At 56.5% G+C, this 23130-nt stretch carries 18 protein-coding genes and 1 riboswitch; of the genes, 9 read left to right on the forward strand and 9 right to left on the reverse strand.

Annotated elements, in window-relative coordinates; translation table 11 throughout:
- The first annotated feature begins 96 nt into the window (after positions 1–96).
- On the forward strand, positions 97–1110 hold the full coding sequence (gene tsaD / locus ACMGG1_RS02270; RefSeq protein ID WP_020828723.1) for a tRNA (adenosine(37)-N6)-threonylcarbamoyltransferase complex transferase subunit TsaD: 1014 nt from the start codon (positions 97–99) through the stop codon (positions 1108–1110).
- Positions 1111–1172: 62 nt separating this feature from the next.
- On the opposite strand, the gene ACMGG1_RS02275 is transcribed toward tsaD, so the two are convergent.
- The 4 genes from ACMGG1_RS02275 to plsY form a co-directional block, all read right to left on the reverse strand.
- Positions 1173–2915 carry an ABC transporter ATP-binding protein gene (locus ACMGG1_RS02275; protein WP_116691710.1) on the reverse strand — a complete coding sequence of 581 codons (1743 nt, stop codon included), beginning with the start codon at positions 2913–2915 and terminating at the stop codon, positions 1173–1175.
- The gene (locus tag ACMGG1_RS02280) at positions 2909–4705 is read right to left on the reverse strand and encodes an ABC transporter ATP-binding protein (RefSeq protein ID WP_122080269.1); all 1797 of its coding nucleotides are present in this window, start codon (positions 4703–4705) and stop codon (positions 2909–2911) included. Before ACMGG1_RS02280 ends, ACMGG1_RS02275 begins: the two co-directional genes overlap by 7 nt.
- A 141-nt stretch (positions 4706–4846) precedes the next feature.
- Positions 4847–7042, reverse strand: coding sequence for a ferrichrome porin FhuA (gene fhuA / locus ACMGG1_RS02285; protein WP_116691780.1), 2196 nt, complete (start codon positions 7040–7042; stop codon positions 4847–4849).
- A 252-nt stretch (positions 7043–7294) separates the two neighbouring features.
- Entirely contained in the window at positions 7295–7933 is a 639-nt protein-coding gene (gene plsY, locus ACMGG1_RS02290) for a glycerol-3-phosphate 1-O-acyltransferase PlsY (protein WP_046372586.1), read from the reverse strand.
- 107 nt (positions 7934–8040) lie between these two features.
- Between plsY and folB the strand changes: the two genes are divergently transcribed.
- Positions 8041–8400, forward strand: a complete 360-nt coding sequence (gene folB / locus ACMGG1_RS02295) for a bifunctional dihydroneopterin aldolase/7,8-dihydroneopterin epimerase (RefSeq protein ID WP_006320572.1) — start codon at positions 8041–8043, stop codon at positions 8398–8400.
- Between the two features lie 131 nt (positions 8401–8531).
- On the forward strand, positions 8532–9356 hold the full coding sequence (gene bacA / locus ACMGG1_RS02300; RefSeq protein WP_004948342.1) for an undecaprenyl-diphosphate phosphatase: 825 nt from the start codon (positions 8532–8534) through the stop codon (positions 9354–9356).
- 39 nt (positions 9357–9395) lie between these two features.
- Here the strand turns inward: bacA and ACMGG1_RS02305 are convergent, their stop codons facing one another.
- On the reverse strand, positions 9396–10640 hold the full coding sequence (locus ACMGG1_RS02305) for a multifunctional CCA addition/repair protein (protein WP_130016999.1): 1245 nt from the start codon (positions 10638–10640) through the stop codon (positions 9396–9398).
- Positions 10641–10763: 123 nt separating this feature from the next.
- Positions 10764–11384: a TIGR04211 family SH3 domain-containing protein gene (locus ACMGG1_RS02310; RefSeq protein WP_020828715.1), complete on the reverse strand. Its 621-nt coding sequence runs from the start codon at positions 11382–11384 to the stop codon at positions 10764–10766.
- A gap of 280 nt (positions 11385–11664) precedes the next feature.
- On the opposite strand from ACMGG1_RS02310, the gene ACMGG1_RS02315 reads away from it, so the two are divergent.
- The 4 genes from ACMGG1_RS02315 to yjeH all read left to right on the forward strand — a co-directional run bounded on the left by ACMGG1_RS02315 (position 11665) and on the right by yjeH (position 18744).
- Positions 11665–12972 (forward strand): inorganic triphosphatase, encoded by a 1308-nt coding sequence (locus tag ACMGG1_RS02315; RefSeq protein WP_048759828.1) that lies wholly within the window; start codon positions 11665–11667, stop codon positions 12970–12972.
- A 45-nt stretch (positions 12973–13017) separates the two neighbouring features.
- The gene (gene glnE, locus ACMGG1_RS02320) at positions 13018–15855 is read left to right on the forward strand and encodes a bifunctional [glutamate--ammonia ligase]-adenylyl-L-tyrosine phosphorylase/[glutamate--ammonia-ligase] adenylyltransferase (RefSeq protein WP_129941649.1); all 2838 of its coding nucleotides are present in this window, start codon (positions 13018–13020) and stop codon (positions 15853–15855) included.
- Positions 15856–15948: 93 nt separating this feature from the next.
- Positions 15949–17379 carry a bifunctional D-glycero-beta-D-manno-heptose-7-phosphate kinase/D-glycero-beta-D-manno-heptose 1-phosphate adenylyltransferase HldE gene (gene hldE, locus ACMGG1_RS02325; RefSeq protein WP_020828712.1) on the forward strand — a complete coding sequence of 477 codons (1431 nt, stop codon included), beginning with the start codon at positions 15949–15951 and terminating at the stop codon, positions 17377–17379.
- Positions 17380–17490: 111 nt separating this feature from the next.
- Positions 17491–18744: an L-methionine/branched-chain amino acid transporter gene (gene yjeH, locus ACMGG1_RS02330; RefSeq protein ID WP_414161442.1), complete on the forward strand. Its 1254-nt coding sequence runs from the start codon at positions 17491–17493 to the stop codon at positions 18742–18744.
- Between the two features lie 28 nt (positions 18745–18772).
- On the opposite strand, the gene ubiK is transcribed toward yjeH, so the two are convergent.
- Positions 18773–19051, reverse strand: a complete 279-nt coding sequence (gene ubiK, locus ACMGG1_RS02335) for a ubiquinone biosynthesis accessory factor UbiK (RefSeq protein WP_006328184.1) — start codon at positions 19049–19051, stop codon at positions 18773–18775.
- Between the two features lie 145 nt (positions 19052–19196).
- Positions 19197–19358, forward strand: a riboswitch (FMN riboswitch).
- 110 nt (positions 19359–19468) lie between these two features.
- Between ubiK and ribB the strand changes: the two genes are divergently transcribed.
- A complete protein-coding gene (ribB, locus tag ACMGG1_RS02340) occupies positions 19469–20122 on the forward strand; it encodes a 3,4-dihydroxy-2-butanone-4-phosphate synthase (RefSeq protein ID WP_020828709.1) in 654 nt (217 codons plus the stop codon).
- 66 nt (positions 20123–20188) lie between these two features.
- Here ribB and zupT read toward each other — a convergent pair whose 3' ends face one another.
- Positions 20189–20956 (reverse strand): zinc transporter ZupT, encoded by a 768-nt coding sequence (zupT, locus tag ACMGG1_RS02345; protein ID WP_020828708.1) that lies wholly within the window; start codon positions 20954–20956, stop codon positions 20189–20191.
- Between the two features lie 206 nt (positions 20957–21162).
- Here zupT and ygiD point away from each other — a divergent pair, with 206 nt between their 5' ends.
- Positions 21163–21945, forward strand: coding sequence for a 4,5-DOPA dioxygenase extradiol (gene ygiD / locus ACMGG1_RS02350; protein WP_020828707.1), 783 nt, complete (start codon positions 21163–21165; stop codon positions 21943–21945).
- 16 nt (positions 21946–21961) lie between these two features.
- On the opposite strand, the gene ACMGG1_RS02355 is transcribed toward ygiD, so the two are convergent.
- Positions 21962–22987, reverse strand: a complete 1026-nt coding sequence (locus ACMGG1_RS02355) for a LacI family DNA-binding transcriptional regulator (RefSeq protein ID WP_044553550.1) — start codon at positions 22985–22987, stop codon at positions 21962–21964.
- Between the last annotated feature and the right edge of the window lie 143 nt (positions 22988–23130).

The raw sequence follows: 23130 nt of genomic DNA on the forward strand, positions 1-23130 counted from the left end.
CATAGCCCAATAATGGTGACAAGCGTGCGCCACGCTGGCGGTAAACAGGCCCGATTGTGCTAAACTGGCGGCCGCACGTGAATGATGGGAAATGTAATGCGAGTACTGGGCATAGAAACCTCCTGCGATGAAACCGGAATTGCAGTGTATGACGATCAGGCCGGTTTATTAGCCAACCAATTGTACAGCCAGGTGAAACTGCATGCCGACTACGGCGGCGTGGTGCCGGAGCTGGCCTCCCGCGATCACGTGCGCAAAACCGTGCCGTTGATTCAGGCGGCATTGAAGGAAGCGAACCTGACCGCGGCGGATATCGACGGCGTTGCCTACACCGCCGGGCCGGGCCTGGTGGGGGCGCTGCTGGTCGGAGCCACCATTGGCCGCGCACTGGCGTTTGCCTGGAATGTGCCGGCGGTGCCGGTGCATCATATGGAAGGCCACCTGCTGGCGCCGATGCTGGAAGATAACCCGCCGGCGTTTCCGTTTGTCGCGCTGCTGGTGTCTGGCGGGCATACGCAGCTGATCAGCGTGACCGGTATCGGCGAATATGAACTGCTGGGCGAATCGGTCGACGATGCGGCCGGTGAAGCTTTCGACAAAACCGCCAAGCTGCTTGGGCTGGACTACCCTGGCGGGCCGATGCTGTCGAAGATGGCGCAACAGGGCACGGCGGGGCGTTTCACCTTCCCACGCCCGATGACCGACAGGCCAGGGCTGGATTTCAGCTTCTCCGGGCTGAAGACCTTTGCCGCCAATACCATTCGCTCCAACGGCAATGACGATCAGACGCGTGCTGACATAGCCCGGGCGTTTGAAGATGCGGTGGTGGATACGCTGGCGATCAAATGCAAGCGCGCGCTGGAACAAACCGGCTTTAAGCGCCTGGTGATGGCCGGTGGCGTCAGCGCCAACCGTACGCTGCGAACCAAGCTGGCAGAAATGATGCATAAGCGCGGCGGTGAAGTGTTTTACGCCCGACCGGAGTTTTGCACCGATAACGGTGCGATGATCGCTTACGCAGGCATGGTGCGGCTGAAAAGCGGCGCTAATCCGGAGCTGAGCGTTTCGGTACGGCCGCGCTGGCCATTGGCTGAGCTGCCTGCCGTCTGATTAGGTCGGCTCTTGCCGTAGCCAAACAAAAGGCTCCCAGTGGGAGCCTTTTCAGTTTTCAGTCAGGCAATACGCCAACCTTTGGTTCTGTGCCGCTGAGTCAGGAAATGCGCGTAGCGTCCCCCCAGGGCTTCAAGCTGGGCATGGGTGCCGCGTTCAGCAATTTCTCCGTCTTGCAGTACCAGAATTTGATCGGCCATCGCTACCGTCGACAGCTGGTGCGCAATGACAATCAACGTCTTCTTGCCGCGCAGCCGTGCCAGGGTGTCGGCGATGATCGCTTGATTCTCGGGATCCAGTGCCGCAGTCGCTTCATCAACCAGCAGAACAGGGGCGTCTTTAATCAGCGCGCGGGCGATAGAAATACGCTGGCGCTCGCCGCCGGAAAGCCGTGCGCCGCCTTCCCCTACCGGGGTATCCAGCCCCTGGGGCAGCCGTTCGATGATTTCTGCCGCCCCGGCCTGTTCGATGGCCATCAATACTTCCTCATCGCTGGCCGTCGGCTTACCCAGACGGATGTTTTCGCCAATGCTGCCTTGGAACAGGTAGGTATTTTGGAAAATCTGGCTGATCTGATCCGTCAATTGTTCGTTAGGGATCTGGCGTACGTCGGCTCCGCCAATCATCACTGCCCCGCCGGTGACGTCAAAGAAACGCGCAATCAAACGAACCAGGCTGGTTTTACCCGAGCCGGATGCGCCAACCAGTGCGGTCATGGTGCCGGGTTCAACCTTAAAGCTGACCCCGCGCAGTACGGCAGCCTGTTCTGGCGAATAGCTGAACGAAACATCGCGCAGCTCCAGCGAGCCGTCATGTGGCCGTTGCGCCTGTTGAGGTTCGGGCAAGGGGGTAATGGCTAAAATTTCGCTGACGGCATTTAACTGGCCGCGGGCGTTTCGCAGGGCTTCGCCATAACTGGCAACGTCCAGCAAAGGATCGATAAAGCGGCTAACCAGCATCAGGGCGATCACCGTCCCCACGGCGCTACCGATAGCCGGCAGGTTCCCCTGAGAATGGCTCAGCAGCGTGGCTCCGGTGACCAAGAGGGTGGCAAACACCAGTTGCACTACCCAGGAGTTGAGCACCACAGAGGCCGTGGAGATATAAATAAGCCGCTTGCCTGACTGATACTGCCGATCGATGGCCTGTTCGAGGAAACGGGTCCCGCCGCCTTCGCCATTGAAGGCACGCAGTACGGACTGTGCCTGAGCAAACTCCACCATACGTTGGCTGGTGTGGGCGGATGCCTGATGGAAGGCTTCGTCAGCCTGGGTACCGAGCCGCGCTGAGAGCAGGAAAATACCGGCAATCAGGGGGAGGGCCGCCAGCGCCAGTAGCCCCATTTGCCACTGCAGGGTGCAGAGCGCTATCACCAGCACCAGCGGCGTGACGACACCGCTGACGATCGGTGTAAAAAGGTGCGCCGGGAGTTGCGCCACATCCATCATCCCCTGAGAAACCACATGACTGAGTCGCGCCGTATTATCAGGAGTGAACCAGCCGATAGGCAAGGTAGCCACATGGTCGCCAATGCGTTGACGGGCGGTCAGTAACAGCGATGAACCTACGTTCATGCCGGCGAAATCGACGCGCCTGCGCAACAGCCAGCTCAAAAGTACGCCGGCGAAAAGCGCTATCAGCCAACCGGCAGCCGTGTAGACTTCACCTTGCAGCAGATAGCCGACAATAGGCACCAAGGTGGTGACCGTCAGGCCGCAACACACACCGTAAAGCGCGGCCATGCCGATATAACGACGGAATATGGGAGCATCGTTGCCGAGCAACTGCATAAATGTTTTTAACATGGTTGATCCGCCTGTTTCGTCATGTTTTCGTAACCCCCCGCAGCCCAGAGGCGAGCATAGCGGCCTTGGCCGGCCAACAACTCGGCATGGTTGCCTTGTTCGCGGATCGTGCCGTCCTCAAGCACAACGATATGATCGGCGTGCATGATGGTATCTAACCGATGGGCAATCACCAGTAACGTACGATTTTTGGCAAAGTTGGAAAGGGCTTCCTGAATCAGGTATTCGTTCTCCGCATCAGCGGCGGCGGTGGCTTCATCCAGTACCAAAATCGGTGGGTTCAACAGTACGGCGCGCGCAATGCTTACGCGCTGCTGTTCACCCCCGGAGAGTTTTGCATCCTCCCCGACCACCGAGTCGTAGCCCCGTGGCAAGCTCAGGATATGATCGTGAATATTGGCAGCCCTGGCGGCGGCTTCGATTTCTTGCATGCTGGCATTGGGGCGACCCAACGCAATATTTTCTCGCAGGCTGGCGTGGATCAGCTTCACTTCCTGCAACACGAAACCAATGTGTTGATAAAGCTGGGTCGAGCTCATTTCACGCAGATCGACGCCGCCAAGCGTGATGCGCCCCTGCGTCGGATCGAAGAAGCGCAACAGCAAGCGTGCCAGAGTGGATTTGCCCGCACCGGATGGGCCGACGATGGCGGTTACGCTGCCGGGTTTCAGGCTGAGGTTGATGTCTGCCAGCACGTGACTGTCACTATTGTAGGAATAACCGGTTTGTTCGAAACGGATCTCCGCGTCTTTCAGCATTGGCTGCACTTCCGGCTGCGTGAGGATCGGCGTGTCCAGCAGCGATTGTATGCGTTCCGCTGCCCCTGTGGCATTACGCAGGCCGTGGGTAATAAAGCCCATTAACAGCAGCGGGGCGGAAATACCCGGTGCGACCAGGGCGAACGGCAAGACGTTAAGCGGTTCAAGCCAGCCCACTGCCACAAACAAGGTACCGAAAACCAACACCACCCCCAATACAGTCACCGGAGCAACGATGGCATTCGCCAGCGCGATGGTCTTGATCACCGGGCTCATGGTACGGGTGAATATCTGGGTAAAGGAGGCGATCGCTTTACGGTAGCTGCTGTGCGCTTTGCCGCCGCCGCTGAAGGTTTTGATCACCGGGATGCCGTTAACGAATTCGGCTACGGCATTATTGATACGGCCTAATCCCTTAACAAACTCGCCCATATGGGGCGCTCCGGCTTTCTGAGCCCTGCCGAAAATGAAGAAGAACAGGAAGAAAGGAATGATCGAGACGATCGCCATCCGCCAGTCCATGACGAACATGTAGATAACCGAGATCAGCATCGCGCCGATTGTGCGTCCCAGCGTGGTGAAAAAGTGGGCGGTGAGATCGTGCAGGGTGCCAATATCGTCCTGCATCGCCTGTTTCACTTCGCCTGAGGCACGGTCGCTAAACCACCCCAAGGGCACCTGTGCCAGACGCCGGGCCGCCGTAATGCGCAGGCCATGGGTAATGCGGTTATCGGCCAGGTGTGCGAGCACTTCGGCCAGGGTGACAATGATTAAGCCGACAAACAGGCTGACCAGGCAGACGACGACGCTGTCGCCAATCCCACCCGCCGCCAGCAACGGAGTAGCGGCTCCTGTTTGTTCCTGATGACCCAAAACAATGACGGCAATATGGGCAATGCCCGCCAACGGCACCAGCGTGAATATTGTGCCGATAGCTGCCAGTACCCCGGCGACAATAAGGCTCCCACGTATAGGCCGCAGCAGTCGCCCGATAGGACCAGGCTTACCGGCCCCCGTTTGATGACTACTCATAATAACTCCCCTGAGGAATATAAATAAGGATTCTTGGCCAAGATTGGCCAAGAAATAGAGTGGCGAAAATTAAACGCCATAATTAAAGCACGACATGTAGCTCAATATAATTTCGGAAGAATAGGACTGTAATATTTGTTATTACCAATGCAATGTTAATGTGGTGAGGATTTGCCGTTCCGCACCCCATGAACAGGTATTGTTGGTAAAGCAAGAGGAAACATAGTGCTTATCAAAAAGATTATTTACGTTTAAAGCAATTTCTGCGTTTTCCAGTCCGGGGATATCATCCAGTTGATATTTTATGGCGGTGTCAAAAACCGTATAGCTCGGGACTTTGAAATTATTCCCATCGTCACCCGGGGTGCTTGACACATAACGTGCGCCACCGCCGAGGCTCAGCCCATTTAGCCAGCCTTGATTAAAGGTGTAATCGGTCCACAAATTAGCCATATGTTTAGGCACCATGGCTGGAGTATGGCCATTATTACCGGAGTTATCGCGGAACTCAGCATGGGTATAGGTATAGCTTGCGATTAAATTAAGGTTATAGGTGAGTGCGGCCTTACCTTCAATTTCAATCCCGCGAGAGCGGATTTTGCCTTCCTGCACATTGTAATAAGGGTTAAGGGCATCACGGCGTAAATTATTGTCTTTGGTCAGTTGGAATGCGGCGATAGAGGCAGAAACCGGTGCGTTATCAGGGATGAATTTAATCCCTGCTTCATATTGCTTCCCTCGGGAAGGTTTGAAAGCCTGGCCTGATAAACTGTTGCCGCTATTGGGTTCAAATGACTCGCTATAGCTCACGTAAGGTGCGATGCCGTTATTGAAGACATAGTTAACGCCGCCACGCCAGGTGAATTCATTATCCGTGATGCTGGATGAGGATTCCGCGCCCGTCATATTACTGCTTTCATGGGTTTTTACGACGCTGTGGTCAAAGCGGCCGCCCAGCGTGAATACCCAGTTCTGCCATTCGGCCTGATCCTGCAGATAAGTGCCTAACTGGTGGTTTTTGTTAATCGTATGGGTGTCGCCAAAATAAAGCACATCATGGTTGCCATACTGCGGGTTCACCAGATTTAGCGGCGCGGCAGAGCCCATCTTGTTTTGCAGATCGTTGCGCAGCTGCGAATAGTCGATCCCCATCAACAGGGTGTGGCGCCAACTGCCGGCGTTCAATTTCCCTTCCAGCCGAGTATCCGTGGTTAACCCATTCAATCTCTCGTCGCTGACCATGGTTGCGCGGGACAAGGTGGTGCCGTATTGCTGGGGTGCCACTCCCATGCAGGTCATTGGGTTGCACAGGCCGTTGCCATAGATGCTGCGCCAGTTGACCTTGGTATGCTGATAGCGGACGGCCTGATGGAAGGACCAGGTATCGTTGAAGGCATGATCAAGCTGATAGCCCACCGTGCGCTGCTGGCGTTCGAAACGGTTATAGCTGGGCTCGCCCTCGTTAAACGAAGGAGACAATTTGCCGAATTCGCCGGAAGTCAAAGTTCCTTCGCTCGGCAGCCAGCCGTAATAACCGGTGCGTGGTTCGTTTTGCAAAGACAGCTGAAACAACAGCGAGGTTTTATCCGACGGCTGCCAAAGCAAAGAAGGCGCAATGGCATAGCGTTTTTCGCGCTCGCCCTTTTGCTGGCTGTGCGCTTCGTAATAATTACCGGTTAAGCGGTAAGCCAATGCTTCTTCATCATCAAGAGCGTCGCTGAAATCGAATTGGGTTTTCCATTCGTGATGGTTGCCGGCCTGCAGTTGTAATTCATGCAATGGCTGCTTTTGTGGACGCTTGCTGACGCTGGAAATAACGCCGCCGGGGTTACTTTTGCCATACAGCACCGAGGCCGGGCCACGCAAAACTTCTACCCGCTGTAAAAAATACGGATCCACTTTGCTGTCGGCATACATATCCCCTTGTAATTTCAAACCGTCCAAATAGATATTCTGGCTGACGTTATTGAATCCCCGGATCATGACGCTATCAAATATGCTCGAACTGCCGCTGTTGCCTGTCATTACACCCGGCGTATAGTTGAGCGCATTTTTAATGGTGGCTGGGCGTTTGGTTTGTAATTCTTCTTGCGTAATAACGGAAATAGACTGAGGAGTTTTGATTAATGGGGTGCTGGTTTTTGTTGCCGTAACGCTTTGTTTGGCGGCATAGGTTCCATTGGATCCTATGGCTTCTTCTGCCGTATTTCCCTCGCCGTAAACGGTAATGACACTTTCGTTTTCCCCTGCGGCATAAGCCAATGAACTGGTACATATTCCTGCCAGCAGCATAAAAAGGTTAGGCTGTTTTATTATCAGGCGCCGAATAGTCTTCATAGGCATTTTATTGATGATCCATCTTTAGGGAATGACAATATTTAATTGTCGCTAATGATAATCATTAGCGATGGGGCCATTTGGCAATTCATGCGATTTTGAAAGAGGGATATTATTACAGCAGAGGCGTTACCCTGGCGGGAAAACGCAATATATTCACGACGATAGAGTGATAACTCAAAAAAACGGGCAACGAGGGGAACAGAACCCGGGCTAATTCGGGGCAGGCTGACCTGCCCCTGGCGTTATGAATTACTCTTCTTTTTTGGTTTCCTGCTCAACCGCTTCAGGCTTTTTCTTGCGGAATTTGCCCCAAATTTTTCCTTCCTGCCCACGCCAAAGGCGCTGAATGTTGTCGTGGTGCCGCATCAGGATCAGGCATGACAGCATGGCTACCGGGAAGGTGAACTGCGGTTTGAACCACCAAACGTAGAAGGGGGCAATCAGCGCGCTGACAATCGCGCCCAGCGAAGAGTAACCGCTGAGCAACACGGTCAGCAACCAGGTACCGGTCATCAGACCGGTCAGATCCCAGCCTATCGGTGCTATGGCACCAAATGCCGTTGCCACGCCCTTGCCGCCACGGAAATGGAAGAACACCGGATAGATGTGCCCAACGCAGGCGGCAATTGCCGTCAGCCCCAGGTACAGCGGCGGGACATTAAGCTTGTATGCCAGCCAGACCGGCAGCATTCCTTTGAGAATATCGAAAACCAGCACCGCCGCCGCCGCCAGGCGACCGCCGATGCGCAGGACGTTGGTAGCCCCTGGATTCCCTGAGCCATGTTCACGCGGATCGGGCAGCCTGGCGATCCGACAAACCAGGATCGCACTGGAAATTGAGCCACACAGATACGCGAAGATAATCATGCCAAGCGCGGTAGCACTCATAACGCGGTTCCGTTTAATAAGGGTCGTTTTACTCGCAACATAAAGGGATAATACGCATATTCCGCTGGAAGTGGTATCCGGCAAGGCCAAAAACAGAGAATGACGTGATGGATATCGTATTTATAGAAGAACTTACCGTAATCACCACCATTGGCGTTTATGACTGGGAACAAAACATTCGCCAGAAGCTGGTGTTCGATATCGAAATGGGCTGGGACAACCGCCAGGCAGCTGCCAGCGACGACGTGAACGACTGTCTGAGCTATGCCGATATCAGTGAAGCCATCATCCAGCACGTGGAGCCAAATCGCTTTGCGTTGGTGGAGCGGGTGGCAGAGGAAATATCTGAAATATTGCTCCAGCGCTTCAATTCCCCCTGGGTCCGTATTAAGGTCAGCAAACCGGGCGCTGTTGCACATGCCAGCCGGGTTGGGGTGATTATTGAGCGTGGTACCCGTCCGGTGTGATGTTCTGTCATACAGGTGCAACTAAAGGCCGTTAACCTGGTCTGAACCTGAGAATTGTTTTAGCGGCAATGTATTGAGCACTGCCGCTTTTTTATGTTTATAGCCGTAAATTTATGGGGTGATCGAAGCACATGGCGGACATGCATTCACTGTTTATTGCGTTTGTTCTTGGGGTGGTTGAAGGGTTAACTGAATTTTTGCCGGTATCTTCTACCGGGCACATGATCATCGTTGGCGAGTGGCTGGGTTTTACCGGCGATAAGGCCAAAACCTTTGAAGTGATCATTCAGTTGGGGTCGATTCTTGCGGTGGTGGTGATGTTCTGGCGCCGTCTGTTCGGGCTGATCGGCATTCATTTCGGCGGTAAGCCGGTTGAGCACGAAGGCAAAACGGCGGGCCGGTTGAAACTGGGCCATATCCTGCTGGCGATGATCCCCGCAGTAGTGCTGGGACTGTTGCTCCATGATTTCATCAAATCGCTGTTCGCACCGAAAAACGTGATGTATGCGTTGGTGGTCGGTGGTTTCCTGTTGCTGGCGGCGGAATGGCTGAAGCCGAAAAAACCGAGCGCTGAAGGGCTGGATGACATCACCTACCGCCAAGCGTTTATGATTGGTTGCTTCCAGTGTCTGGCGCTGTGGCCGGGCTTTTCCCGTTCAGGTTCGACCATTGCCGGCGGTATGCTGGTGGGCGTGAACCGTTATGCGGCCTCCGAGTTCTCCTTCATTCTGGCGGTGCCGATGATGATCGGTGCCAGCGGGCTGGACTTGTACAAGAGCCTGCACTTCCTGACGATGGGCGATTTACCGATGTTCGCCGTCGGTTTTGCTACCGCTTTCGTCGTAGCGCTGATCGCGATAAAAACCTTCCTGTCGCTGATCAAACGCATTTCGTTTGTGCCGTTCGCCATCTATCGTTTTATCGTTGCCGCCGTGGTTTACATGGTCTTCATGTAAGCGGCATGCCAATTAAAAACCCCGCGCTGCGGGGTTTTTTTATGCCTGGTCTTTCAGAATATCCTGGGTTTGTTTCCAGTCGGCCAACGCCTGTTGACGACGGCGTTTGAGCTCATCGCGGATCGCCAGCCCTTGCAGGCCGCTGGCCACCACTTCTTTTACCGAGACGGCATTCGCCACCTGAAACGCCTGGCGCAGATAGTCACCCTGCGGGTAGGGATTGTTTTCAAATCCGGTACGGCCGCGAGCATCGGCTTCGCTGGTGAGGATCATCTGCTCCAGCCGCTGAGGCTTGCGCCAGACATCGACCGCATCAAACAGTTTCAACAGGGTCTCCGGGCGCAGTTTGTTAACGGTGTGGATCAGGTCGTGATACTCGGCCACCAGTTTGGCCAGGTCGCGTACCGGGTTGGGCACGCGCAACCGCTGACATAAGGCCTCTACCAGCACAACACCGGCAGGCCCATGGCCGTGGTGGTGCGGCCACAGCTCTTTTGGTGTCTGCCCTTTACCCAAATCATGGCACAGCGCCGAAAAGCGCACGTCGACCTCGGGGCTGAGTTGGGCGGCGATAGCCAGCGTCATCAGCGTGTGAATGCCGGTATCGATCTCCGGGTGCCATTTGGCGGGGGCCGGTACGCCGAATAAAGCATCGATCTCCGGGAACAGTACGCTGAGCGCCTCGCAGTCGCGCAGCACCTGGAAATAGACCTGCGGGCTTTGGCTCTGCAGCGCCTTCTCGGTTTCTTTCCAGACCCGTTCCGGGGTCAGCGCCGCCAGTTCGCCGCTGTTCGCCATCTGACGCATCAACTCCGCGGTTTCCGGGGCTACGGTAAAACCCAGATGAGCGAAGCGGGCGGCAAAGCGCGCCACGCGCAGCACGCGCAACGGATCTTCACCAAAAGCTTCAGATACATGGCGTAACACCCGCGCTTGCAGGTCGGCCACGCCGTTGAAAGGATCGATTAACTCCCCGTCGGCGCTGCGGGCGATGGCGTTGATGGTCAGATCCCGACGCTGCAGATCCTGTTCCAACGTCACGTCCGGCGCGGCGTAACAGGTAAAACCGGTATAGCCCTGGCCGGATTTCCGCTCGGTGCGCGCCAGCGCATATTCTTCATGGGTCTTGGGATTAAGAAACACCGGGAAGTCTTTACCGACCTGTTGATATCCCAGCGCGATCAGCTCTGACGGCGCGGCGCCCACCACCACCCAGTCGCGGTCGAATACCGGTATCTCAAGCAGGCTGTCGCGGACGGCGCCGCCGACCAGGTAAGTCTTCACTGTTAACTCCTGAATTTATCTTAAGGCTCTGCTGACCAGATTACCTCAATTAGCCGGGCGGTGCCGCAGCCAATAAAAAGGGCGCCCCGCAGGCGCCCGATCTCAAACAGAAGGAGACTGAAATCAGTTCATCCAGCGGTTATTGCTTTTGCGCCGCGGGATCAGGTGTGGCAACAACAAGCCAAGCAGCAGGCCTACGCCGGCTACGCCACCGCCGTACATGAACCACTGCAGGATAATGGTGCGCTGTTTGTCGTCGAGCTGCAGATTAACCGCGTTAACCTTTTTCTGTGCGACCACCAGCTGATTTTTCAGATCCTGGTTTTCCTGCTGCAGACCGCTGATGGTGCTGTCGCTGCCGGCCACTTTCTGCTGCATTTCTGCCGTGCGCTGGTTCCAGCTGTTGTCGATGTTGGCCAGCTTGTCGGTCAGGGTTTTTACCTGTTGCTCCAGCGCCGGCACTTGGGTGCGCAGGCTTGGCGTCTGGCTCAGCTGATTGAGCGGGATCCAGGTCGTGCGGCCTTTCGCATCGCGGATCTGGCCATAGTTGGTGCTGTCATTTACGCTCAACAGGGTGACTTCTTCACCGGCGTTCAGGGTACCGACGATACGGTACTGATTACCCGGGCCGCTATGGACGTAAGTATTCAATTCATCGGAGATATAGCGTTTATCTTCGGCATGGGCGCCCCAAGTGATGCTGAAGCTCAGCACGGCAAGGCAAATTAGGCGTAATTTCTGCATTAGTTCATCGTTTCTGTGTGAATTTATGGGAACGATAGTAGAGCGTTCAGTCTGACGACGCAACGCAAAAACCGGAATGAGAACTATCTTACTGTGGCAGATTCTGTGAGTTGCGCAGTGTTTTATAACGTAACAGGTTTTTTCTGCAGTTAGCAGGGTTAAGGTGCAGGGAATCGCGGTAAGATAACGGCAACTGTGCGTCATCGGGCAGAGCGCGGCAGGCGAGGCCCGCCGCCGTGAAGGCTGACGCGAATGCGTAACTTATTGGTGTAAAAGACTTATGACCGTTGAAATAGAACTGAAATTTATTGCTACCCCGGATGCGGTTGCCGCTTTGCCGCAGCAGTTGGCTGCCTGGCCTCATCAGCATTCCGCGCCGCAAAAACTGACCAATATCTACTTCGAAACCGCCGATAATTTCCTGCGCAGTCAGGATATGGGGCTGCGTATCCGCGGCTTCGACGACAGTTATGAAATGACCATCAAAACCGCCGGTAAGGTGGTGGCGGGTTTGCATCAGCGCCCGGAATATAATGTGGCTATCACCACGCCGGAGCTGGCGTTGGAACGGTTCCCGGCGGATATCTGGCCGCAAGGCTGTGATGTCGACGCGCTGCAGCAGGCGTTGCAGCCCCTGTTCCGCACCGACTTCGTGCGTGAGAAGTGGGTGGTCACTTACGGTAAGAGCGAGATTGAGGTTGGGCTTGACCAGGGCGAGGTCAGCGCCGGTGAGCTGAGTGAAGCGCTGTGCGAGATTGAGCTGGAGCTTAAAACGGGTAATACCGACGATCTGCTGGCGCTGGCCAACGAATTGGCGATGCACGGCGGCCTGCGTCAGGGCAACCTGAGCAAAGCGGCGCGCGGCTATCATCTGGCGCAGGGCAATGCTCCGCGTGAGCGCCGCCCGCTGGCGGTATTGAAGCCTGCGGCCAAATCCAGCGTAGAACAGGGTATGGTTGCCAGTTTCGAACTGGGCCTGAGCCACTGGCAGTATCACGAAGAGCTGTGGCTGCGCGGTGATACCCAGGCCCGTCGCTCCGTTATGGAGGCGATTGCGCTGATCCGTCAGGCACTGGTGATCTTCGGTGGTCTGGTACCACGCAAAGCCAGCGCCGATCTGCGCGCCCGCCTGACCGCACTGGAGCCGCTGTTGATTGATAAGAGCACTCAGCCGCAGGTGTTGTGTTACAGCGCAGAATACCTGCAGTGTAAGTTAGCGCTCACATCATGGTTGGTGACCGGCGCCTGGAAACCCTTTATCGACGCCAAGGCGCAAACCAAGCTCGACGGTTCATTCAAACGTTTCAGCGACATTATGCTGGGACGCAGCGCGGCCGAGTTGAAAGAGGCCTTCACGCGCACGTTGAACGAGGATGAATACGAGGAACAGTTGCCGCGCCTGACCCGTCAGGTGTCGGCATTTATCCTGCTGTCCGGTGCTTATCCCGATGACGAAACCGGTCCTTATATCGAAAGCTGGCGCGAACTGCAGCAGGCGCTGGCCGAACGTCGTCAAGGCTGGTACGAATCCAGCCGCAAACAGGCCTTATCGCATGCGCCATTCTGGTTAAACGGCGCGCTCCGCTAATAAAGCTGGCCTGCGAGGCGCAGGCCGCAGAACGGATCCTTCACTATGTTGCCACTCTCGAGCAGGTTACAGGTTCAGGCACAGAGCATCGTGCAGCGTTTTCAGGAAACTCAGGGCGCGGACTGCGTGCTCAGCAGCCAGGAACAGCGGGTTTTGGCGTCGAGCGATTTTGTCTGCGACATGTTGCTCAGTCAGCCGCAATGGCTGGAGACGTTGCGCAAACAGCCACCGGTCGCGGACGAGTGGCAACATTACGCCGCCTGGTTGCAAGACACGCTGGAAGATGTGCGCGACGAAGCGCAACTGATGCGCGCGTTACGTCTGTTCCGCCGCGAGACGCTGGTGAGGATCGCCTGGGCGCAGGCGCAGAATCTGTGCAGCACGCAAGAGACGCTGTTGCAGCTGAGCGGGCTGGCGGAAACGCTGATCGTCAGCGCTCGCGACTGGCTGTATCAAACCTGCTGCCGTGAGTGGGGCACCCCGTGCAACGCCCAGGGCGTACCCCAGCCGTTGCTGATCCTCGGCATGGGGAAGCTGGGCGGCGGCGAGCTGAACTTCTCGTCCGATATAGACCTGATTTTTGCCTACCCGGAAAACGGTCAGACCCAGGGAGGACGGCGCGAGTTGGATAACGCGCAGTTCTTTACCCGTCTGGGGCAGCGGCTGATCAAGGCGCTGGATCAGCAAACCATCGACGGCTTTGTTTATCGTGTGGATATGCGGCTGCGGCCCTTCGGCGACAGTGGTCCGCTGGTCATGAGCTTCGCCGCCCTGGAGGACTATTACCAGGAGCAGGGGCGCGACTGGGAACGTTACGCGATGGTGAAAGCGCGGCTGATGGGCGGTTCGGAAGACGCCTACAGTGAAGAGTTGCGCAAAACCCTGCGGCCGTTCGTTTTTCGTCGCTATATCGATTTCAGCGTGATCCAGTCGCTGCGCAATATGAAAGGCATGATCGCCCGCGAAGTGCGGCGGCGTGGGCTGAAAGACAACATCAAGCTGGGTGCCGGCGGCATCCGCGAAATTGAATTTATCACTCAGGTATTCCAATTGATCCGCGGCGGGCGAGAGCCGGCACTGCAGGGGCGATCGCTGCTGCCCACGCTGCAGGCGGTGGGGGAACTGGGGTTGCTGGAGCCGCAACAGGTACAGGCGATGAGCGCCAGCTACTTGTTCCTGCGCCGGCTGGAAAACCTGCTGCAGGCCATTGCCGACCAACAAACGCAGACGCTGCCACAAGATGAGCTCGATCAGGCCCGTTTGGCCTGGGGCATGGGGTTCGACGACTGGTCGACGCTGCTCGCGGCGCTGGACGAGCATATGCAGGCGGTCAGAGCGGTATTTAACGACCTGATTGGCGACGATAGTCCCGATGTGGGCGAAGATCCCGATTATCAGCACTACCACAGCCTGTGGCAGGATGCACTGGAAGAACACGAACTGGCGCCGTTGACGCCACATCTGGATGAAGAAGCGCGCAGGCAGATGTTGCGTACCATCGCCGAGTTTCGTCACGACGTCGACAAACGTACTATCGGCCCGCGCGGTCGCGATGTACTTGATCAATTGATGCCGCGTTTGCTGGCGGAAGTGTGTCCGCGTCAGGATGCGCCGACGGCGCTGCTGCGGTTGACCCAGCTGCTGTTGAGCATCGTAACGCGCACCACCTACCTTGAGCTGTTGGTGGAATACCACGCGGCGCTCAGCCATCTGATTCGCCTGTGCGCCGCTTCGCCGATGGTCGCCAACCAACTGTCGCGCTATCCGCTGTTGCTGGACGAACTGCTGGATCCGGCGACGTTGTATCAGCCGGTAGCCCCGGACGCTTACCGCAGCGAACTGCGCCAGTACCTGTTGCGGGTACCGGAAGATGACGAAGAGCAGAAACTTGAGGCATTGCGTCAATTCAAACAGGCGCAGCAATTACGCATCGCCGCCGGGGATATCTCTGGGGCGCTGCCGGTGATGAAAGTGAGCGATCACCTCACCTACCTGGCCGAGGCCATTATCGATACGGTGGTGCAGCAAGCATGGAACGACATGGTGGCTCGCTATGGTCAACCGACCCATTTGCAGGAGCGGGAAGGGCGCGGTTTTGCCGTGATTGGCTACGGAAAACTGGGCGGTTGGGAGCTAGGCTACAGTTCCGATCTTGATCTGGTGTTTATTCTGGATTGTCCACCGGACGTGATGACCGACGGCGATCGCTGCATCGACGGCCGTCAGTTTTATCTGCGTTTGGCGCAGCGCGTCATGCACCTGTTCAGTACCCGCACCTCCTCCGGCATTTTGTACGAGGTGGACGCTCGCCTGCGGCCTTCGGGCGCAGCAGGCATGTTGGTCAGCACGGTCGAAGCCTTTGCCGATTATCAGCAGAACGAGGCCTGGACCTGGGAGCACCAGGCACTGGTGCGGGCGCGTATCGTCCATGGCGATCCGGCGCTGCATCAGCAGTTTGACGCGATTCGCCGTGAGATCTTGTGCAAACCACGCGACGGCGAAACGCTGCGGCTGGAGGTACGCGAGATGCGCGAGAAAATGCGTAATCACCTCGGCAACAAGCAGCGTGAACTCTTTGATATCAAAGCCGACGAGGGCGGTATCACCGATATCGAATTTATTGCCCAGTATCTGGTCTTAGGCTATGCAAGCACCGAGCCCCGTCTGACGCGTTGGTCTGATAACGTACGCATTTTCGAGTTGATGGCAAATTACGGCATCATGCCGGAAGAAGAGGCGCAGGCGCTCACTCAGGCCTACGTCACCATGCGCGATGAAATTCACCACCTGGCGTTGCAGGAGCATTCCGGCAAGGTCGCCAAGGGGCAATTTGCCGCCGAGCGTGAACAGGTTCGCACCAGTTGGGCGAAGTGGCTGGGTTAGGCAGGCCGGTTGCGCAATACGTTTTGCAGCTATTACAGACGTCTGTGGTAATATCTGCGCCACTAAAATTTTGTACTTTTTTGGAGTTATCGGATGAAAGTTACACTGCCTGATTTTCGCCGCGCCGGGGTATTGGTGGTGGGTGACGTCATGTTGGATCGCTATTGGTATGGGCCGACCAGCCGTATTTCACCGGAAGCGCCGGTGCCGGTGGTCAAGGTTGAAACCATTGAAGAGCGTCCCGGCGGTGCAGCAAACGTGGCGATGAATATCGCTTCGCTGGGTGCCAACTCACGCCTGGTGGGCTTGACCGGTATTGATGACGCGGCGCGTGCACTGAGCGCCAAGCTGAACGAAGTGAACGTGCGCTGTGATTTCGTTTCGGTACCGACGCATCCGACCATCACCAAGCTGCGCGTGCTGTCACGCAACCAGCAACTGATCCGTCTCGACTTCGAAGAAGGGTTCTCCAACGTCGATTCGCAACCCATGCTGGAACGTATCCAGCAGGCGCTGCCGCAAATTGGTGCGCTGGTGCTGTCTGACTACGCCAAAGGTGCGCTGAGCCAGGTACAGAGCATGATCCAACTGGCGCGGGCCGCCAAGGTGCCGGTGCTGATCGATCCAAAGGGTTCCGATTTTGAGCGCTATCGCGGCGCGACGCTGCTGACGCCAAACCTGTCTGAGTTCGAAGCGGTCGTAGGGCACTGCAAAGACGAAGCCGAGCTGGTCGAACGCGGCATGAAGCTGGTGGCGGACTTTGAGCTCTCCGCGCTGCTGGTCACCCGTTCCGAACACGGCATGACGTTGCTGCAATTGGGCGTTCCGCCACTGCACCTGCCAACCCAGGCGCAGGAAGTGTTTGACGTTACCGGCGCCGGCGATACCGTGATTGGCGTGCTGGCCGCCGCGTTGGCTGCCGGTAACACCTTGGAAGAGTCCTGTTTCCTGGCCAATGCCGCTGCCGGCGTGGTGGTGGGCAAACTGGGGACCTCTACCGTTTCCCCGATCGAGCTGGAAAATGCGGTGCGTGGCCGTGCCGAAACCGGCTTTGGCGTCATGACCGAAGCCCAGTTGAAAACCGCCGTGGCGCAAGCACGTCAGCGCGGTGAAAAAGTGGTGATGACCAACGGTATCTTCGACATTCTGCATGCCGGTCACGTTTCCTATCTGGCGAATGCCCGCAAACTGGGCGACCGCCTGATTGTGGCGGTCAACAGCGACGCTTCCACCAAGCGCCTGAAAGGCGAGACCCGTCCGGTCAACGCGCTGGAAAACCGCATGATCGTATTGGGTGCGTTGGAAGCGGTGGACTGGGTTGTGGCATTCGAAGAAGACACGCCGCAACGCCTGATCGCCGATATCCTGCCGGATCTGCTGGTGAAAGGCGGCGACTACAAACCTGAAGATATTGCCGGCAGCGCCGAGGTTTGGGCCAACGGCGGCGACGTCAAGGTACTGAACTTTGAAGACGGCCTGTCGACCACCAATATTATCAAGGCAATCAAAGACGGGCGTGGCTAACAGACTCTTTTTAGCCTAAATAATTCGAGTGGTATCAAGGCGGTAATCGGGTGAGTAAAAGCAGCCGACGCGGATGCAACTTGAAGTATGGCGGATAAAACGGCGGTGGCAGTGAGTGGACTGAAGCAGGAATTGAGTTTGGCGCAGGGCGTTGGGCTATTGTCCACTTCATTGCTGGGAACGGGGGTGTTCGCCGTTCCTGCGCTGGCGGCCCAGGTGGCGCAGGGCGATAGCCTTTGGGCCTGGCCGGTATTGATTGCGCTGGTGTTCCCGATTGCCATCGCTTTTGCTGCTCTGGGCCGGCATTTCCCCAGCGCCGGTGGTGCCGCGCATTTTGTCGGGCTGGCTTTTGGCCCGCGTATGGCGAAAGTGACCGGCTGGCTGTTTTTGTCGGTGATCCCGGTGGGCTTGCCCGCGGCGTTACAGATAGCCGCCGGTTTTTGGCAGGCCGCGTTCGGCTGGAGCGCCAATGGCCTGCTGCTGGTGCAAATAGCCACTCTGATGGTGATTTGGCTGCTGGGTACGCGCAGCGCCGGTTCCAGCGCCAATATTCAAACGCTGATCGCCATGCTGGTGGTGGCGCTGGTCGCCGCAATTTGGTGGCGTGGCGGCATCTCTCCTGCTCAAATCCCCTGGCCAGCACTCGACGAAATATCTCCCCCTAATTTGTTCCACGCGTTGGCGGTGATGTTCTGGTGCTTTGTCGGTTTGGAAGCCTTTGCGCATCTGGCAACCGAGTTCCGCAACCCTGAGCGCGATTTCCCGCGTGCCCTGCTGTTTGGCCTGCTGGTCGCCGGGGCGGTGTACTGGGGTTGTACCGTGGCGGTGTTGCACTTTCACGCGTACGGTGAACATCAGGCGGCGGCCGCGTCGTTGCCGGGTATCGTGGTGCAACTGTTTGGGCAACATGCGTTGTGGGTAGCCTGCGTCATAGGTTATCTGGCTTGCTTTGCCAGCGTGAATATCTATACCCAAAGCTTCGCCCGGCTGGTGTGGTCGCAGGCGCAGGATCGGCCAGCCAGCGCGTTGGCTAAACTGTCCGCCGGACAGGCACCGGTCAATGCATTAAGCGCGGTGGTGGGCTGTTGCCTGCTGTTTACCCTGCTGATTTATACGCTGAAACTGCCGTTGGATATGCTGTTGGTGTATGCCAATGGCATCTTTGTGCTGATCTACCTGCTGTGTATGCTGGCGGGCTGTCGAATTTTGCACGGACGTTCGCGGTTAATGGCGGCGGTAGGGCTGGGGCTGTGTTTGCTGCTGATGGTCATTATCGGCTGGAAAAGCCTGTATGCGCTGGGGATGTTCGCGTTGATTTGGCTGGTGTTGCCGCGCAGGCCGAAGGCGGCGTTAAAACGGCAGTAAGGGCGCGATGCCGCGCCCTTAGCGGTAACTATTCTGCGTCTGGCTGTTGTGCGGCTGGTGCTGCGTTCAGCTTGCTTTCCAACTCGTTCATGCGTTGTTCCAGCAACGCCAGCTTTTCACGGGTGCGCAGCAGCACCTGTGTCTGAACGTCGAACTCTTCGCGGTTGACCAAATCCAGACGGGTAAGCTGCGACTGCAGCACCTGACGGATTTTTTTCTCAACGTCTTCCCCGAATTCACGTACGCCTTTAGGCATGGATTCATGCACCTGGCGTGCGATCTGTTCAATTTTTTTCGGGTCAATCATGGCGTATCCCTTTCAGAGTTTAATAGCTGTCGTCTAGTGTAATGCGAGTTGCCCGCCGGATAAACTAATAACCGCATTCCCTGTGATTGGCCGAATTGTGCTTTTGCCAATTGCCCTGATTAATCATTAGCGTTATAGTCGAGAAGCTTATTCTCAGGGCGGGGTGCAAGTCCCCACCGGCGGTAAATCACCTTCTACGGTGAAAGCCCGCGAGCGCTCAGCCAGTCTCTTGCAGCTTGGTTAGAGGTCAGCAGATCCGGTGTAATTCCGGGGCCGACGGTTATAGTCCGGATGGGAGAGAGTAACGGTATCTGCCGGGTTTGCGCCCGCTTGCGTTATTTTTTTAGCTATTGCTAGCTACTCCTCAAGATCGCCCTGGTTCTGGTAATCCATAATTTTTTAATGAGGTTTTTTACCATGAATCAGACCCTACTTTCAGATTTCGGCACGCCGGTAGAACGCGTAGAGCGAGCTATTGAAGCATTGCGCAATGGCCGCGGTGTAATGGTGCTCGATGATGAAAATCGTGAAAACGAAGGTGATATGATCTTCGCCGCAGAAACCATGACCGTTGAGCAGATGGCACTGACCATTCGCCACGGCAGCGGTATTGTGTGTCTGTGTCTCACCGAAGAACGTCGTCAGCAGCTCGAACTGCCGATGATGGTGACCAACAACTCCAGCCAGTTCCAGACGGCCTTCACCGTGACTATCGAAGCGGCGCAGGGCGTGACCACCGGCGTGTCCGCTTCCGATCGCCTGACCACTATCCGTGCGGCCGTGGCCGATAACGCCAAGCCAAGCGATCTGAATCGTCCTGGGCACGTTTTCCCGCTGCGCGCGCAGCCAGGTGGCGTGCTGAGCCGTCGTGGTCACACTGAAGCGACTATCGATCTGGTCTCTATGGCCGGTTTCAAACCTGCCGGTGTGCTGTGTGAACTGACTAACGACGATGGCAGCATGGCGCATGCGCCGGAAGTGATCGTGTTTGCCAAACAGCATGATATGACCGTATTGACCATCGAAGATCTGGTGGCTTACCGCCAGGCTCACGAAAAGAAAGCCAGCTGATAACGAACTGACTTTCTGACGATGAAAAAAGCCGCGTAATGCGGCTTTTTTTGTGGCTGAAAACCGTTAACCTATGCCGCCGCTTTGCAACAGCGTCAGGCTGAATCCCATCACCGCCATCCCACACAGCACGCCGTAGCTCGGGTTATTGTGCGGATCGATTTCTTTCGCCAACGGCATCAGTTCATCAACCGACAGCGCCACCATGATGCCGGCAACCGCCGCCATAATCGACGCCATTACCACCGGCGAAATCATCGGGCCAAGCAGCAGGAACGCCAATACGCCGCCGAGAATCTCCGCCATGCCGGAAATACCGGACCACAGCAGGGCTTTGGTCTTGGAGCCGGTTGCGGCATACACCGGGCCAGCCACCGCCAGACCTTCAGGAATATTGTGGATAGCCACGGCCAACGCAATGCCCATGCCCAGTTCCAGGTCGGCGCTGGCGGTGACGAAGGTAGCGATGCCTTCCGGGAAGTTGTGCAGGCTGATGCCCAGCGTCAACAGCACCGCGGTGCGCTTCAGGTTGTGCGGTTTCAGCGGTTGCTGCATCAGATCCTGCGGGTGCTGGTGCGGCAGCATGCGGTCCAGCGCGAAATACCCCAGCAGCCCAAGCATGAACATGCCGTAACCCATCATCGGCGACATGCCGACGGTGTGCAGCGCCGCGGGCAGCATTTCCATCAGCGATATCAGCAGCATAATCCCAGCGGCAAATCCAAGAGCAAAAGCCAGCATTCGGTTGGAAGGCTTCTGGCCAATAATGCCGAACAGGGCGCCGACAAAGGTGGCGCCGCCGGCCAGCAAGGTCAGGAGCAGCGGTACGGACATGGTTGTCTCCTTTTATGCTGAAATTATCGTTTATTTTCTGATACTAACAGAGTAAAGGCATAAATCGAGTGGATTTGGCTGATTGTTTCTATCGTTTTAACCGTTCAAATTTATTGAAGATCATCATCACGGTTATCCGGCTGTGTCGCCGTGGCAAACGGCGTAGTCTAGTCCCCATCATGTTTGCGACTGACCAAGGATCTTGTATGAACAGCTCTCGTATGCCTGCACTTTTTCTCGGCCACGGTAGCCCGATGAACGCGCTGGAAGAAAACCGCTATACCCAGGCCTGGCGTCATCTGGGTGAAACGCTGCCGCGCCCGAAGGCCATCATTGCCGTTTCTGCTCACTGGTACACCCGTGGCACCGCGGTGACCGCGATGGAAAAACCAAGAACCATCCATGACTTTGGCGGTTTCCCGCAGGCGCTGTTCGATACCCGGTATCCGGCGCCAGGATCCCCTGAGCTGGCGGCGCAGATCCAGCAAGTGTTGGCGCCGATTACTGTCACGGCAGACGACAGCGAATGGGGCCTGGACCACGGCACCTGGGGCGTGTTGATCAAAATGTATCCCGAGGCGGATATTCCGATCGTGCAGCTCAGCATCGACGGCACCAAACCGGCGGAATACCATTATGAACTGGGCCGTAAACTGGCGGTGTTGCGTGACCAGGGGGTGATGATCGTCGCCAGCGGCAACGTGGTGCATAACCTGCGGATGGTAAAATGGCAGGGGGACGCCACCCCTTATCCGTGGGCCACTTCGTTTGACCGGTTTGTGCGTGATAACCTGAATTATCAGGGAGATAACCACCCGCTGGTCAATTTTATGCAGCACGAAGGCGCAGCGCTGTCTAACCCGACGCCGGAACACTACCTGCCGCTGTTATACGTACTGGGCAGTTGGGACGGCAAAGAGGCGATAACCCTTCCGGTGGAGGGCATCGAGATGAGCGCACTGAGTATGCTGTCGGTGCAGGTTGGCTAAAGGCTCTACGCCGGCCTCAGGCTGGCGTAGATTGATCGGCAAAGCCGCAGGATTGGCGGATCACCAGCGAAGGCGGCAGGATGATGCGTTTTGGCGGTTCATCATTGCCTTGAATGCGGCTATACAGCAGTTCCCCCGCCTTGCGGCCGATCTCGCGGGAGGCCACCGATACGGTGGTCAAACCCGGCTGCACCAGCGACGCTTCGGTAATATCATCAAACCCTATCAGCGCGAAATCACGGCCAATCTGGCGCTCGAGTTTGCGTAATGTCTGCATCACACCCAACGCGACAATGTCCTGATAGCATAACGCCGCCGTGATTTCCGGATGGGCCATCAGCAACTGCTCTGCAGCCTTGGCGCCGGAGCTTTGGCTGGCCTCGCTGTCGACGATCCATTCGCCCTTGACCACAATCCCCCGTTCCAGCAGCTTGCTGGTGTAACCCCCCAACCGCTGCGCGCGGGTGGTGGAGTTGATGGATCCTCCGATGAAAGCAATATTGCGATGGCCAAGATCCAACAGATGCTGGGTTGCCAACTGTGTGCCAAGGAAGTTATCTGTGCCGACAAAGTCAAAGTGCGCATCAGCCACCGGCCTGACCACCATGATGGCCGGGATCTTGCGGCGTTTCAGCGTTTCAAAAAACAGGCTCGGCGTTTGTCGGGCGGCACACAGCACCATACCGCTGGCGCTGTTTTGCAGCAGCGAGTCGACAAATTTTTGTTGCCTGTCGGCCGATTCTTCGCTGTTGGCCAGAAACAGCATCAGTTGATGGCGTTCCATTTCCTGACTCAACCCGGCGGTCATCTCGGCGTAAAAAGGGTTGGTGATGTCATGTAGCAGCAGGCCGACCTGATTGCTGCTGCGATTGCGCAGGTTTGCCGCGGTCTGATTGTAAACGTAGCCCAGATGATCGATGGCGCTCAGCACACGCTTGCGTGTTTCATCCGATATGCGGCCACGGTTGCGCAATACCATCGAAACCGTAGCGGTGGAGACTTTTGCGTATGCGGCGACATCCGCCAAGGTTATGGTGCTCATTTCATCTCCTGTCGATACTGGCTTTTACATCAAGGTATATCGATTAACCTTTTTCTGTGTGATTTCGTTAAATAGAGTGTGACGACGATCGCGATTTATAAGCTTTTTAGCAGGTTATTATCCGTTATATGAGGTTAATCTCG

Origin of the sequence: Serratia sp. BNK-12 (assembly GCF_047456085.1) — a bacterium.
Taxonomy (GTDB): domain Bacteria; phylum Pseudomonadota; class Gammaproteobacteria; order Enterobacterales; family Enterobacteriaceae; genus Serratia; species Serratia liquefaciens.